Origin of the sequence: Paenibacillus sp. FSL R5-0749 (assembly GCF_038595085.1) — a bacterium.
Lineage (GTDB): Bacteria > Bacillota > Bacilli > Paenibacillales > Paenibacillaceae > Paenibacillus.
On record NZ_CP152005.1, the window covers coordinates 99,795 to 113,420 of the forward strand.

The 13,626-nt window shown below is 46.5% G+C and carries 17 protein-coding genes and 1 tRNA gene; 12 read left to right on the forward strand and 6 right to left on the reverse strand.

The genetic code is table 11. The annotated features are described in order from the left end of the window. The first annotated feature begins 65 nt into the window (after positions 1-65). The 6 genes from serS (at position 66) to MKY85_RS00485 (ending at position 3,874) form a co-directional block, all read left to right on the forward strand. On the forward strand, positions 66-1,349 hold the full coding sequence (serS, locus tag MKY85_RS00460) for a serine--tRNA ligase (protein WP_342571542.1): 1,284 nt from the start codon (positions 66-68) through the stop codon (positions 1,347-1,349). A gap of 196 nt (positions 1,350-1,545) precedes the next feature. Beyond that, positions 1,546-1,634, forward strand: a tRNA-Ser gene (locus tag MKY85_RS00465). 192 nt (positions 1,635-1,826) lie between these two features. After that, complete coding sequence (locus MKY85_RS00470; protein WP_253428947.1) at positions 1,827-2,168, forward strand: hypothetical protein; 342 nt, start codon at positions 1,827-1,829, stop codon at positions 2,166-2,168. A gap of 26 nt (positions 2,169-2,194) precedes the next feature. Further along, on the forward strand, positions 2,195-2,371 hold the full coding sequence (locus MKY85_RS00475; RefSeq protein ID WP_017691325.1) for a hypothetical protein: 177 nt from the start codon (positions 2,195-2,197) through the stop codon (positions 2,369-2,371). A gap of 21 nt (positions 2,372-2,392) precedes the next feature. After that, positions 2,393-2,545, forward strand: coding sequence for a small acid-soluble spore protein P (locus tag MKY85_RS00480; protein WP_253428949.1), 153 nt, complete (start codon positions 2,393-2,395; stop codon positions 2,543-2,545). A gap of 234 nt (positions 2,546-2,779) precedes the next feature. Beyond that, the gene (locus tag MKY85_RS00485) at positions 2,780-3,874 is read left to right on the forward strand and encodes a hypothetical protein (RefSeq protein WP_339304927.1); all 1,095 of its coding nucleotides are present in this window, start codon (positions 2,780-2,782) and stop codon (positions 3,872-3,874) included. A gap of 263 nt (positions 3,875-4,137) precedes the next feature. On the opposite strand, the gene MKY85_RS00490 is transcribed toward MKY85_RS00485, so the two are convergent. Further along, a complete protein-coding gene (locus tag MKY85_RS00490; protein WP_339258196.1) occupies positions 4,138-4,707 on the reverse strand; it encodes a GNAT family protein in 570 nt (189 codons plus the stop codon). Positions 4,708-4,750: 43 nt separating this feature from the next. After that, positions 4,751-5,257 carry a tRNA adenosine(34) deaminase TadA gene (gene tadA / locus MKY85_RS00495; protein ID WP_339238963.1) on the reverse strand — a complete coding sequence of 169 codons (507 nt, stop codon included), beginning with the start codon at positions 5,255-5,257 and terminating at the stop codon, positions 4,751-4,753. A gap of 333 nt (positions 5,258-5,590) precedes the next feature. On the opposite strand from tadA, the gene MKY85_RS00500 reads away from it, so the two are divergent. Beyond that, positions 5,591-7,930: an ATP-binding protein gene (locus MKY85_RS00500; RefSeq protein ID WP_339238964.1), complete on the forward strand. Its 2,340-nt coding sequence runs from the start codon at positions 5,591-5,593 to the stop codon at positions 7,928-7,930. Between the two features lie 18 nt (positions 7,931-7,948). Further along, positions 7,949-8,650, forward strand: a complete 702-nt coding sequence (locus tag MKY85_RS00505) for a pseudouridine synthase (RefSeq protein WP_339238966.1) — start codon at positions 7,949-7,951, stop codon at positions 8,648-8,650. Positions 8,651-8,772: 122 nt separating this feature from the next. Here MKY85_RS00505 and motB read toward each other — a convergent pair whose 3' ends face one another. Beyond that, positions 8,773-9,591: a flagellar motor protein MotB gene (motB, locus tag MKY85_RS00510; protein WP_339238967.1), complete on the reverse strand. Its 819-nt coding sequence runs from the start codon at positions 9,589-9,591 to the stop codon at positions 8,773-8,775. Then, positions 9,578-10,378 (reverse strand): flagellar motor stator protein MotA, encoded by an 801-nt coding sequence (gene motA / locus MKY85_RS00515; RefSeq protein WP_339242860.1) that lies wholly within the window; start codon positions 10,376-10,378, stop codon positions 9,578-9,580. The genes motB and motA overlap by 14 nt, the downstream gene beginning before the upstream one ends. A 234-nt stretch (positions 10,379-10,612) precedes the next feature. On the opposite strand from motA, the gene MKY85_RS00520 reads away from it, so the two are divergent. From MKY85_RS00520 to rbsK, 4 genes are all read left to right on the forward strand, one after another. Continuing rightward, entirely contained in the window at positions 10,613-10,906 is a 294-nt protein-coding gene (locus tag MKY85_RS00520) for a hypothetical protein (RefSeq protein WP_253428962.1), read from the forward strand. Between the two features lie 95 nt (positions 10,907-11,001). Beyond that, positions 11,002-11,127 (forward strand): hypothetical protein, encoded by a 126-nt coding sequence (locus MKY85_RS00525; RefSeq protein ID WP_339238970.1) that lies wholly within the window; start codon positions 11,002-11,004, stop codon positions 11,125-11,127. Between the two features lie 30 nt (positions 11,128-11,157). Next, positions 11,158-11,454 (forward strand): 4a-hydroxytetrahydrobiopterin dehydratase, encoded by a 297-nt coding sequence (locus MKY85_RS00530; protein ID WP_062838136.1) that lies wholly within the window; start codon positions 11,158-11,160, stop codon positions 11,452-11,454. A gap of 45 nt (positions 11,455-11,499) precedes the next feature. Continuing rightward, positions 11,500-12,483, forward strand: coding sequence for a ribokinase (rbsK, locus tag MKY85_RS00535; protein ID WP_342571543.1), 984 nt, complete (start codon positions 11,500-11,502; stop codon positions 12,481-12,483). Positions 12,484-12,555: 72 nt separating this feature from the next. On the opposite strand, the gene MKY85_RS00540 is transcribed toward rbsK, so the two are convergent. Both MKY85_RS00540 and MKY85_RS00545 read right to left on the reverse strand, forming a co-directional pair. Then, positions 12,556-12,915: a cytochrome c gene (locus MKY85_RS00540; protein ID WP_278297432.1), complete on the reverse strand. Its 360-nt coding sequence runs from the start codon at positions 12,913-12,915 to the stop codon at positions 12,556-12,558. Positions 12,916-13,065: 150 nt separating this feature from the next. Beyond that, the gene (locus tag MKY85_RS00545) at positions 13,066-13,560 is read right to left on the reverse strand and encodes a GNAT family N-acetyltransferase (protein WP_342571544.1); all 495 of its coding nucleotides are present in this window, start codon (positions 13,558-13,560) and stop codon (positions 13,066-13,068) included. Between the last annotated feature and the right edge of the window lie 66 nt (positions 13,561-13,626).

The following is a 13,626-nucleotide window of genomic DNA, read 5'->3' on the forward strand; positions in this document are numbered from 1 at the left end:
TAGATTTTTGAGAATCGATTTAACATAAGGCTTCACTTCGTGGGGTTATTTAGGAGGGGTATATCGTGCTTGATGTGAAAATATTGCGGAATGAGTATGCACGTGTAGAGGAAGCATTGACTAAACGTGGCAAATCGTTGGATCTTATCGCTGGATTTACCGAGATGGATACCAAACGGCGGGAATTGCTTCAAGAGAGTGAGACGCTCAAGAGCCGTCGGAATACGGTCTCTGCGGAAGTTGCTAGACTGAAGAAGAATCGTGAAAATGCAGATGATCTGATTGTGGAGATGCGCGAAGTCTCTGATCGAATCAAAGCCATGGACGAAGAAGTTCGGGAACTGGAAGTGAAGATCAATGAGCTCACCATGGCGATTCCGAATATTCCTAACGAAAGTGTACCTGTTGGAGCTTCTGAAGACGACAATGTTGAGATTCGTCGTTGGGAAGAGCCAAAATCATTTACTTTTGCGCCAAAAGCCCACTGGGAAATTGCTCAAGATCTCGATATCCTTGATTTTGAAGCAGCTGCCAAAGTAACAGGATCTCGGTTTACCTTTTATAAAGGGCTGGGTGCCCGTCTGGAACGTGCATTGATTAACTTTATGATGGATCTGCACAGCGATCAACATGGATATGAAGAGATTCTGCCTCCATACATCGTTAATCGGGATAGCTTGTTTGGAACAGGTCAACTGCCTAAGTTTGAAGAAGATCTGTTCAAGTTGAAAGATACCGAATATTATCTGATCCCTACTGCTGAAGTTCCGGTAACGAACTATCATCGCGAAGAGATTCTGAATGTAGATCAATTGCCGAAGCACTTTGTGGCATACAGCTCATGTTTCCGTTCTGAAGCCGGTTCGGCAGGACGGGATACACGCGGATTGATTCGTCAGCATCAGTTTAACAAAGTAGAGCTGCTCAAGCTCTCTACTCCGGAGACTTCGTATGAAGAGTTGGAGCAAATGACTCAAAATGCGGAGCGTGTGCTTCAATTATTGGGATTGCCGTATCGCGTTCTGACACTGTGTACCGCAGATATGGGCTTCACTTCGGCTAAAACGTATGATATTGAAGTATGGTTACCTGAGAGCAACACCTATCGTGAGATTTCCTCCTGCTCCAACTGTGAGGACTTCCAGGCACGCCGTGCCAATATCCGTTTCCGCAGAGAGCCAAAAGCCAAACCGGAATTTGTGCATACATTGAACGGGTCAGGATTGGCCGTTGGACGGACGGTTGCCGCTATCCTGGAGAACTATCAACAGGAAGATGGTACGGTTGTTATTCCTGAAGCATTGCGTCCCTATATGGGCGGCACAAGTGTGATTGCACGTCGCTCTTAAGCGAAAGTTAACCATCCTTATCAAGAGGAATACAAAACACTCCAACCCGTCATTTTGAATGACGGGTTGGAGTGTTTTGTATTAAAAGGGCATTTGTCTGATATGGATCATAAATTTTAATATAAAAAAGGTTGCATTATGTTGTCGAGATATGGTATGATACTTTTCGTGGCAAGTTTATAAAAGTTAATTCCCTGGAGAGGTACCGAAGCGGTCATAACGGGGCGGTCTTGAAAACCGTTAGGGGGCAACTCCACGTGGGTTCGAATCCCACCCTCTCCGCCATACTACACTTATAACAAGGATTCGAGCGATCTCGCTCGGGTCCTTTTTTGCGTTATGCGATTGTTTAACGGAGTGATGGTACGGGTTGGTGACCCCTGTATACGTTGCTCAGTACAACATTATATTTTGAGTACGTCTGATATGTATAAAAACATCTTCATCGCCGCACTTTATAGGAGTGGAGGTGGTAAGATGAATCGCGAGTTAAACATCGATCAGACAGAGCTTGTAGGGGCTTGGCAAGAGCGTTTGCCTCAAGTCTTGAATGTGGGTGATCAGGCTCAAGTAATGGCGGATGAGGCCGATCAGCAGGCCATTCGGATACACATTGCGACAGCAGGTCATGAGATGTATTCTTTTGATTTCAAATGTGAGTATGTGGATTCCCGTGAAGTCAGTGTCCAGCTGATTGATGTGGAACGGGATGGACGAACGACAGATGAGCGTACAGAGCCAATTCAGGAACTGGCCCACGATTATACAAGGCACATTCACGAATGTGCTCAATCGTTACAATCCCAGACGCGACAATAGTTTGAAACCTCAAGGAGTGAACACATTTGACTAAAGCCAAAGCGGGAGTAGACAAAAACCTGCAAAATGTAGTTGATGATCTGGAGCAGCCAGCCGTAAACAGTCACCATGCCCAGCAAATTCAGCAAGATATCAATGATCGCCGTCATCAGGATGCACTAAATCATGATAAAACGGAAGATAGGGACCCATCCCATTCCTAACATTGATGAGGGGGTAACATTATGAGCAAACCGAAAACAATTCCTGTACCGGAAGCGCAAGCTGCCGAACAGCATCATCATTCATCCAAACGTTCTTCCATGCAGGAGCCATTATCCGGTTCCAAAAAAGTAAAAAATCAAAATCATGTGGATCATTTGAATCCCCAAGGTTAATAGAAGAAACAGATTCACGCAAAAGTCCCTTGTTACCTAACAGGGGGCTTTTGCGTATTCATACATATACAAAGACAGGCACATGGTTATTTCCAAACCTCACGTAGGTCTTTGTAGCCATTTTAAAGAGGAAAGATCACATTTTTCCCAAATTAGGTTTCAGTATCTGGTGATATGGTATATCATTGATATTGAATTACTTTTTTTGGGGTTATCACGAGAGGAGAGAAACAAATGACTAAACGTATGGGGGCGCTTCTTCTTACGTTGCTGTTGACCGTATCCATGGCCTTGACAGCATGTAGCAGCAAGCAGGAACCAAAAGAGGCATTGAAGACGGCTGCGGCCAATGCTTCCAAATTAACTTCGTATGAAATGAGTTCCAACTTCACTATTAATGAATTGAGCTATAAACCTGGGGATGCATCTCAAACGGACCCGAGCATGACTCAGTTTATGAGCATGTTGAAGGATGCTCAGTTGAATGTAACAGGTGTATACCAAAGTGAACCAATGCAGACAGAGATGACTCTTGGCATTGAACTTAAAGGCGATATGGGTATGACCTTTACCATTCCAATGGTAATGACTGCTGAGAAGCTCTATGTGAAAGTGCCAAATATTCCGTTCTTCCCGATTCCGGAGAACGTTGTTGGCAAATTCCTGGAACTTGATCTGAAAGAACTGGCTGAGCAAGAGGGTACGGAATGGAACCCGGATGCTATGGACGCAGCCAAAACTCAAAAGCTGAGCAACGAAGTCATGGACGCAGTGCTGAGCGAATACGATCAAGCTAAATTCTTCAAAAACCTGGACACCAAAGATGCACAACTTCCTGAAGGTGTAGATGCGAAGCAAGTTGTACAATTCTCGGTGAATAATGACAATGTTAAAGAAGCCGTTACTGTACTGGTAACAAAAGCTATGCCTAAAGTGTTGGATATTCTGTCCAAAGAGGAATATCGTGAAATGCTGCAAATGGATCAGGCTGATATCGACAAAGCTAAAGAAGATTTGAAAATCACTGAAGCAGATCAGGCTGAAATGGCTAAAGACTTGGATAAATTGAAAGATGTTCTGACAATTAACCAATTCAACATCGATTTCGCATTGGACAAAAACGACTTCCCTGTATATCAGAAGATGGTCGCTGATGTGTTGATCAAGCCAGAAGATACGAAAGACGAAGTGAAACTGGCATTTACCGGTTCCAATACGTACACCAAGATTAACGAAAAAGCAGCATTCAAAATCAACATCCCTACGGGCGATGACGTAATTACTATGCAAGAGTTCGAAGAACTGATGAGCGCTTCATACGGATACTAATCTCGCTGAGTTCAAACCGTCTGTGATTCAAGTGAAGGATCATCTCCTTCCGCTTGGATACAGGCGGTTTTTTATGTTACATAGCGTTAAGAGGGGATATCCTCCGAATGATTGATCTTGTATTTTTGAATGGTGGCTAAGGTTACATACCAATAAAACCGCACTCTCTCCTACATAAATAGGGTAGCACGGTTTTAAAGATTGAATGTGCATCATGTTGAATTGGGGATGCAGACAGCTATGTGGTGGAGCTTCTAAATTAGTTAATCCGCAAGTTCATCCAAGTCTTCAGCAAGTACAGCATAGATCTGATGATCCTGATATTTGCCGTTGATCTTGAGGTATTTGCGAGCCGTACCTTCAAACTGGAACCCGTTCTTCTCCAACACGCGCTGCGAACCTTTGTTGGTAGGCAATACCGCAGCCTGGACCCGATTTAACTTCAGCGCACGGAAGCCATAGGCTACGGCCAGTTTAACCGCTGCTGTCATTCGTCCGCCGCCCTGATAATCCGGATGGATAAAGTAACCCATATCAGCATAATTGGCAACGCCTAATACGACATTGTTAAGACTTACTTGTCCAATCAACAGGCTGTCTTTAATGGTGTAGATCCCAAATTGGTAACCTGTACCTTCTTCTGCAGCATTGACCCGATCCTCAATTCGTCGAGTCTGAGCATCCAATGTATAGAAATCATCTTCTCGCAAGGGTTCTACGGACTGGTATGGGATTCGTGTAATTTGAATCAGGTCCAGATAGGATTGTGTATCTTGGGGTGTGAGCAACCGAAGGCTTATGCCATTGGCTGTGTCATATAGGGTTAGCGCCATTACAGCACACTTCCTTTCCAATTGGGATGTTTGTAATCGGTGATTATTTTAACTTTTGACGCAGACTTCTGAAAAATTGAGTTAGCATCGTGGAGCATTCGGGCTGAAGAATATCCGGGATCACTTCGGTTCGATGGTTAAATCGAGGCTCCTGTAGCAGGTTCATCAGTGTACCTGCACAGCCTGCCTTGGGATCAGCCGTACCAAAGATTACGCGGGGAACCCTGGATTGTACAATGGCGCCTGCACACATGGGACAAGGTTCCAGTGTGACGTACAGAGAACAATCCAACAAGCGCCAGGCTCCGATGGTCTCGCTTGCCTGACGAATAGCCACCATCTCTGCATGGGCGGTAGAATCCAGTGTCGTTTCTCGCAGATTGTACCCTCGGCCAACAATTTGGTTATTTTGTACAATTACAGCTCCAATCGGCACTTCCCCAAGGGCCTCGGCTTTGTATGCCTCAGCAATGGCCTCCCGCATCCAATGCTCATGTTGAGCTTCCTCGGATAATTGTGAAAGGTCGGGCTGGAGAGAATGGTCATTCATTACAATATAACTCCTTCCAAAAAGAATTTATTCAGCGAACAGGCATTCGGGTTGTTAACATGTTGTGTATAGAAATGTGGATAACCGTATAGTTGCTCACATAGTTATAAACAAACTATCCACAAGCCTGTGGGTATGTGGACAAATCCAGTGATTAATTTCATTGTAGAGTTCAAAAATGCAAAAAACAACGAATTTCGAGCTTTTCCGTCATTCGGTAACTTTTGGTCACAGGTCAATTATCCTTTTCAAAAAGACATACAAGCGTTATGATGGAGATAGGTTTTGCCATATATCGCCAGAGGGTACAAGCCGAGAGGTGAACAAAAAAACTTGTCTATTAAAACGAAATTATCCATGATTATGTCCTGCTCAGTGCTCGTTATTTTAGTGTTGAATATCGCACTGAGTTATTATACTACAGAAGAGAATCTGAGGCAGGACAGTGAAACCAAGATGGTACTCACTGCAAAGCAGATTGCAATTGCTGTCGAACAGAATCAATACAGTTCAGATTATGTAAAAAGGCAGATTGGAAACAATCTGTGGCTTGCTGCTGTCATGGCAGCGGAAGAGTTGGACCCGGATATTAATAATATCACAAATGAAGAACTTGTTCGCTTGAGTCAAAAGGTCGGCGTTTCGCATATTTCATTGATGGAGCAGACGGATGATGATATTGTGGTTAGCCGTTCATCAGATCCAAGAGAGATCGGGCTGTCCACCAAATCCATGACCTATTGGTATCAGGCGTTTAAACAATTATTTGAAAAACAACAGGTAACGATTCCTCAAGGGCAGAAGCTGGAGCATTTCTGGTCCGATGGTTTCGAGTATTCGACATCCAGTCCCTCGGATATTGATATCTGGGGTTACTACCATGATGGAAAGAGAAACTACATAATCAATCCCTTCTATAATAATACGGAAGTTGATGACTATGTGAAAATCTCTAGTCCGGATGAGATTTTGAATAAAATCCGTGAGGTCAATCCCTCCATTCTGGAGATTACAGGCATCAATCCATTGACTTTTGGCAGCCCGAACATGGGTGATGACGGAAGAGATTCGAATTTTAGCAAGTTGAATAACAGACCTATTCGGTTTGGCACGTATCAGTATGGATCTACTGATGAAGATCATCGTGCTGTTGTGCGCGCCATTCGGACAGGGCAGAATGTATCTTTTGTCAGTGAAACGCACGAACAGAAGGTGCTGAAGAGTTTTATCCCTATTTTCACACCTAATCAGTCTTCATATGTCATCAGTATTGTCATGGACTATAAGCAAATATCCTCCATGGTGTCTGAGCAACTGGTGAGCCATGCCTCAATATCGTTGGTGTTGCTGGAGATCGTGATCTTTGGTAGCTATCTGCTCGCAGGTTATATTACGCGTCCGATCCAATCCATACTGGGCAAAGTGAATGATGTAGCGGATGGACACTTTGACTTCCGTCTGAAAGTACGGAGGAAGGATGAACTCGGCCAACTGGCCAATCGGATTAATGCCATGATTCGTAATCTGGGCCATTATACGAGTCGTCTGAAACAGATGTATGAAGAAAATCGCGCGGTAAAAGAGCATCTGGAGTCCATTATCAATCAGACAGCCGATGCCATTCATATTACGGATCTTGAAGGGAAAGTGCTGCGGGTTAACCGGGCATTTGAACAATTATATGGCTTTCGAAGTCGCGAGGTGGAAGGTCGTAATCTGAAAATCATCCCGCCAGAGGCGGAGGAAGAAATGAAACGTCAGCATGCCCAACTCGTTGAGGGAATGTCTATTACGTCCAATGAAACCACCTGGATGAAGAAAGATGGGACTCGTGTAGAAGTCAGTGTCAGTACGGCTCCAGTACGAGACGAAGCTGGGGAGATTACCGCACTCATTAGTGTCTCCAGAGACATTACAAGCCGTAATCGGATGGAAGAGCTGCTCAGACGCTCTGAGAAGCTAACAACCGTGGGCCAGCTTGCGGCAGGTGTCGCGCATGAAATACGTAATCCACTCACCACGTTGCGCGGATTCCTACAGTTACAGCAAGAGAGCAACAAGCTGAATCATCGTCATCTGGATCTGATGTTATCGGAGCTGGATCGCATCAACCTGATTGTTGGTGAATTCCTGATTTTGGCCAAACCGCAGGCGGTTCATTTTCAGAATCGGGATATTCGTTTTATTCTCGGCGATGTCATCTCTTTACTGGATAGTCAGGCGCACCTGCATGGTGTAGAATTTGTACTGCGTGCCTCATCCGATTCGGCTATGGTACACTGTGAAGAGAACCAGTTGAAGCAGGTATTCATCAATTTGCTGAAAAACGGTATGGAGGCCATGCCAAATGGAGGAAACATCCACATTAAGCTCAAGCATGACGAGCAGTCGAAGCGCGTCAGAATTGAGATCAGGGATGAAGGCATTGGTATCCCGGAAGAGATGATGCCTAAGCTTGGGGAGCCTTTCTTTACGAATAAGGAGTCCGGGACAGGGCTTGGTCTGATGGTCAGTCAGCGAATTATTCAATCACATAAGGGCATGATGGATATTAAAAGCGTCATGAACAAGGGAACAACGGTTATTATTGAACTGCCTGCATCCGAGCAACAACCAGAGGTTATTCAGGCAGATCAGGTAACGGATGAACCAATTACAGATGAAGAGAAATAGATGAGGTGAGATTACCTTTTGCGTATTAATAAATTTATTAGTGAAACAGGTTATTGCTCCCGGCGTGAAGCCGACAAGTTGGTGGATCGTGGGCTGGTAACCATTAATGGAGTTAAGGCTGAACTGGGCAGTCAGGCAGAAGAAGGCGACGATGTACGCATCAATGGCAAGCCGATCAATGAAAAGAGAAAACATGTATATATTGCGCTGAATAAACCGATTGGAATCACAAGTACTACTGAGCAGCATATTCAGGGGAACATTGTTGATTTTGTCGGACACGATGAACGTATCTTTCCAATTGGACGTCTGGATAAAGACTCGGAAGGTTTGATTCTGATGACCAATGACGGAGATATCGTTAACCGGATTCTTAGAGCAGAAGGACGCCATGAGAAAGAGTATATCGTCACTGTTGATCGAACGGTCACGCCGAGTTTCCTTAGAGGTATGAGCACCGGAGTTAAGATTTTGGGTGAAATGACACTGCCTTGTACCGTGACCCGGATGACGGATCGGGTATTCCGTATTATCCTGACCGAAGGAAAGAACCGTCAGATTCGGCGGATGTGTAGTGCCTTTGGCTACGAGGTTCGTAAGCTGAAGCGGATTCGGATCATGAACATCCATCTTGGAGAAATGGCAACCGGTTCTTGGAGAGAGCTCACCGCTGCTGAAAAAGCGGAGCTGGGCGGTCTGCTGGACTATTCACTGGAATAGTCGATTCGACTTTCTTCGACCCAATAAGAGCAATAATTATTGAAGAAAATATAAAAGCAAAAGACCGCTCCCTATCGTTAGATGGAGAACGGTCTTTTTGGTCATTGGCGGCCTAGTGGCCTTTAATTTCCTCCGCCAACGGCTTTTACATTGGTATTGTTACTTTGATACTTCCGAATGATAGAAACCTCTACACGGCGATTCTGTGCCCGTCCGGCATTGGTGTCATTACTGGCAACCGGGTGATACTCTCCATAACCACTTGGTGTGAATTTGGAAGGGTCCAATTGTGTGTTCAGCAACAGGATTTTCAGGAAGTTAAGCGCACGGTCTGCACTCAGATCCCAGTTATCCTTATATTGGTTGTTCGAAATGGGAATATTATCGGTATGACCGGATACAACCACTTCGTATTCAGGAAATTCTTGCAGCATGCTTGAAATGGCTTTGGCCAGGGATCGTGATTCAGGCTTCACATCTGCTCGGCCTGAGGAGAACAGGGCGTTATCACTGATGGTGATTTTCAATTCAGACTGATTCAGCTTGGTGTTCAGCTGGTCCGAAAGGCCGTTCTTCGAGATATACTGGTCAAGCCGTTTCTTGAGCTTCTCCAGATCTTCCTGCTCTTTTTGAGCCATTTGTGCATCCGTAATCTGAGCTGGTGTTTTTTTAGTGATTTCTGTAGGTTCCTGTTTGTTCTTACCCAAGTCAACACCTGGCGTATCCGGATTCATGGACGTATGATCCAGAATACCAGAGCCTCCATTCAATGCACTGCTTAGTGCGGAAGCCATCTGCTCGAACTTGGCCGCATCGAGTGAACTCATGGAGAACAACGTGATAAACAGGGCAAGCAACAAGGTCATCAAGTCAGAATAGGGAAGCAACCAGCTCTCGTCTATATGTTCTTCATGTGGTTCGTGCTTTTTAGCCTTTTTCACCTGATGATCCCTCCTTCTCTTCCAGTTGTTTGCGTTCGGAAGGTGTCAGGAATACGGATAACTTTTGATTGATGGCAATGGTGGATACACCAGATTGTATGGATAACAACCCTTCAACCATCATCAGCTTGATCTCCATTTCTTGCTTGGACATCCGCTTCAGTTTGTTAGACATCGGGTGCCATAACACGTAACCACTAAATATACCAAGGAGTGTTGCGATAAATGCTGCCGCAATCGCATGGGAGAGTTTCTCCATGTCACTGAGATCGGCAAGTGCTGCGATGAGACCTACAACGGCCCCGAGAACCCCGAGCGTTGGCGCGTACATCCCCGCCTGGGCGAAGATCAAGGCACCGCCGCGGTGGCGCTCCTCTGTAGCATGAATATCTTCCATCAGTACATCACTTACAAATTCCTGATCGTTGCCGTCGATAATCATACGCATACCGCCACGAAGGAACTGATCGTCAATCTCTTCTACTTTTGATTCCAGTGCAAGCAAACCTTCACGACGGGTAGTGGAAGCCCAATCCATAAACGTGCCGATCAGAGACACTCGATCAATAAGTACTTGATTTTTGAAAATAATCGCGAAAAGCTTAGGGATTTTCTTAACTTCTGACATAGGAAATGCAATAAAAATGGTTCCTGCCGTACCAACAAAGATAATAACGTAGGCTGCCGGATTGTTAACCAGGTTGATTAAGGGCGCACCCTTCAGGAACATACCGAGTACAAGGGAGACCAGCCCAAAAACTAGTCCAATAATCGTTGAAATGTTCATCATACACCTCATCCATGAGATAAAATTGAATCCTTTCAAGCGGCTGTATTCGGGCTTCCGGACGAATTTTTGGCCGCAATCCGTTCAATGTTAGGCATTCCTTGCGGTTGCTAAAACAGTTCAAACGGTCATATATAGTATTTATCGACCAGAAGGCCTTTTTTTTTAAGGGCTATTTTCAGGTATAATAAGATCAAATCCGCTCCTTAGGGGCCGAATAGGAGTGAAAAGCCAATGGGCGTAAAGCATGGACGGGATTATGAAGGAATTTTGACAGATCTGACAACGGCAATTGGACGCATACCGGATCGGTATGTTTTCTTTGAAATGGACGCGGAAGAGTGGGAGAGACTCGCTGCACCTGAGCAACTTGAAGTGGATGAGGCGTTGGCGGAAGATTTGTTCTATGCACTGGGCGAAGAGTCTGTGATTCCGGTTGGAAGTGGTGTGGTCATCCATGATAAGGAACAGCACCGCATTCATATTCTGATCGGGGAAGAAGAGTTAACATTTGTACCTTTAATCTAGTGTATATACATGCATTTTAAGGTGTATGAATGGAACTGGAATTTTCCATAAAGCCTTATGGTTAGTGGTTCTACGCCATATAAGTTGATTGGATTTTGAAGCTTGTCCGTGGTAAGATGTTACTCGTGAAATGGGCTGATCGCATGGCGATGAGCCTGGCCTTTGAGGTTGCTGACGATAGCACCGAAGGTGTTGGTGGTTATACGGACGCACGTCTGTAATGTACCATCCTATGGGGAGGAAGATAACGCATGGTTTTTTCGCAAGAGGAAGTCGAAGCTCATCTGGGAAGGCTGGAAGGCTGGGAACTGGAAGAGGGACGGTGGATTGTACGCAAATTTGTGTTCTCCAACTACATGAAAGGGATTGCATTTGTGGATGAGGTCGCTGCGATCTCGGAAGCGTTCAATCATCATCCTTTTATTACGATTGACTATACAACGGTTACGCTGCGTCTCACGTCATGGGATGCGGGCGGTATTACATCTGTAGATATTAAGGAAGCAGGGCAGTACAACGAAGCTTATGACAAAATGAGGTCGGAATAACGAAGTTGGTTATTATCGCTCGGCCGGAAGTGAGTGAACCCATACATGTCAGACTATAATCAGGAACAACCTCTTATTGCTGTCGTAGGCAGTCTCAATATGGATCTCGTGGTGAAGACAGATACGATTCCGGAAGAGGGAGAGACAGTGAGCGGTGAGGAACTCCACTATCTCGCTGGCGGCAAAGGTGCAAATCAAGCTGTCGCTGCTGCGCGTCTGGGTGGACAGACCACAATGATTGGTGCGGTGGGATCGGATAGTTTTGGCGAACGTCTGCTGCACAGTCTGACGGAAAGTGGTGCAGATGTCTCGCAGGTTCGCAGATTGGAAGACACGGTTACAGGGACAGCTTCCATCTGGCTCTCTCGAGGAGACAATCGGATTATCGTTATTCCTGGTGCGAACGGGCAAGTAGTGCCTGAGATGCTGGAAGAAGCGGATACGGTAAAAAGCCTGACTGCAGCCGCAGCGGTGCTGCTACAGCTGGAGATCCCGCTGCCAGCGGTTACCCGCGCCGCCCAACTGGCGGCTGAAGGCAGCGCACTGGTGGTGCTCAACCCGGCTCCCGCGGTGCCGGGTCTGCCCCAGGAGCTCCTGCGGTGCGTCGACGTTGTCACGCCGAACCGCAGTGAGCTTGCCGTGCTGACCGGCCGGGATCATCTCCGGCCGGAAGACCTGGATGCGGCGGTCGCAGAGCTCGCCGCATCCCTCGGGGCCGCTGTCGTCACGACGCTCGGCCCCGAGGGGGCTGTGTACGCGGCGGCGCCTGGTGGCCGCGTACAGGCAGGGCGTGCCGGCGCATGCCGTGCGCCCGGCTACGCCGTAAGCGCCGTCGATACGACCGGCGCTGGCGATTGCTTCAACGGCGCGTTGGCGGTAGCCCTCGCGCGCGGTGAGACGTTGGACGCGGCCGTAGGCTTCGCCATGGGTGCGGCCGCGTTATCCGTGACGAAGCTCGGCGCCCAGTCCGGGATGCCGTCCGCACGTGAAGTGGAGGCCTTTCTGGCCGAGCATGCGGCAGAGGCCTAATCAATAGCATAACAAAGAGGCTCTTATTCTCCCAAAAGGGGATTAAGGGCCTCTTTGTTATGCGTGCAGAGATTATTTCTTCTCTGATAGCCACATGGCGATATTGGCAATCTCTTCATCCTGCAGTTTGCCCTTGAAGGAAGGCATGCCGCCACCTTTACCTTTGACAATCGTAGTGTAGATCTTCTCCAGATCATCCTGGCTGCCGATGTTTGCTAGAGCAGGTCCTACACCACCCTGAAGCTGATCCCCGTGACAGGAGATACAATTGGCTTTGACCAGTGCTTCAGCCTGTCCGGCATCCAATGTGACTTCCGGCATGGTTGGCTTGGCTTCTTCAGCCACTTCTTCTTTCCCTGGAAGCGTAAACATTAAAACAATAGCTAAAGCGCATGCTGCAAAAAATACTCCGCTCATGATCCATTTGTGCATCCCTTATGTCCCCTCCAGAATGAAAGATCATCTAACCTGAAACTATCCATATCATTATAACGGAACCTGTACTGACATCATAGCATTTTGTGGGAAATTTTTGAACTAATCACATAACAAGGCGCAAATTTGGTTGTTTTGCAATGGATTTTAATCACGAGGCCCTTCATAAACCATACAGTGAAAGGGCTTCAAGCCGCTTGGGGTCTGTCGTTCGTATGTATCCTGGGTGACAAATCCACTCTTCAGATAGACTTGAATGGCACGAGCATTCCAAGTGAGCACTTCCAGATCGATCTCATTCATCGGATTTCGGCGAATAGCTTCCTGTACAATGGCCGTGACAAAAGCTTTCCCTTGCCCCTGACCACACAGCTCTGGATGCATGCCGAGGCCAATCCGGGTTACCCCTTGAAGTGGGAAGTATTGAGCAAATCCACATATACGATCGTTCTGATCCAGGACAATCGCATATTGCTCCTGCCGCAACTGTGCATCTCCGAATTCCACTTCCAGCGCTTTCATCTGCTCCCAGGGAAGCCAGCTGTAGATATTGTAAGGCGGATCATACTGCCAACTGCAGATGAGCTCCGCATGTTCTTCTCGCATGGGTACAACGTGAAACGTTACGGGGGCTTCCTTCATACACCTGCATGCTCCTTTCCTTGAAACAGAACTCTCTGTCCACTCTACAAAAGAGATATTCATTTA

What these genes read in the sequence shown, in the direction of transcription:
- MKY85_RS00470 (WP_253428947.1), top strand. Translation starts at nt 1,827, where the DNA reads ATGAATCGCGAGTTAAACATCGATCAGACAGAGCTTGTAGGGGCTTGG.
- MKY85_RS00480 (WP_253428949.1), top strand. Translation starts at nt 2,393, where the DNA reads ATGAGCAAACCGAAAACAATTCCTGTACCGGAAGCGCAAGCTGCCGAA.
- MKY85_RS00485 (WP_339304927.1), top strand. Translation starts at nt 2,780, where the DNA reads ATGACTAAACGTATGGGGGCGCTTCTTCTTACGTTGCTGTTGACCGTA.
- MKY85_RS00490 (WP_339258196.1), bottom strand. Translation starts at nt 4,707, where the DNA reads ATGGCGCTAACCCTATATGACACAGCCAATGGCATAAGCCTTCGGTTG.
- tadA (WP_339238963.1), bottom strand. Translation starts at nt 5,257, where the DNA reads ATGAATGACCATTCTCTCCAGCCCGACCTTTCACAATTATCCGAGGAA.
- motA (WP_339242860.1), bottom strand. Translation starts at nt 10,378, where the DNA reads ATGAACATTTCAACGATTATTGGACTAGTTTTTGGGCTGGTCTCCCTT.
- MKY85_RS00520 (WP_253428962.1), top strand. Translation starts at nt 10,613, where the DNA reads ATGGGCGTAAAGCATGGACGGGATTATGAAGGAATTTTGACAGATCTG.
- MKY85_RS00530 (WP_062838136.1), top strand. Translation starts at nt 11,158, where the DNA reads ATGGTTTTTTCGCAAGAGGAAGTCGAAGCTCATCTGGGAAGGCTGGAA.
- rbsK (WP_342571543.1), top strand. Translation starts at nt 11,500, where the DNA reads ATGTCAGACTATAATCAGGAACAACCTCTTATTGCTGTCGTAGGCAGT.
- MKY85_RS00540 (WP_278297432.1), bottom strand. Translation starts at nt 12,915, where the DNA reads ATGCACAAATGGATCATGAGCGGAGTATTTTTTGCAGCATGCGCTTTA.
- MKY85_RS00545 (WP_342571544.1), bottom strand. Translation starts at nt 13,560, where the DNA reads ATGAAGGAAGCCCCCGTAACGTTTCACGTTGTACCCATGCGAGAAGAA.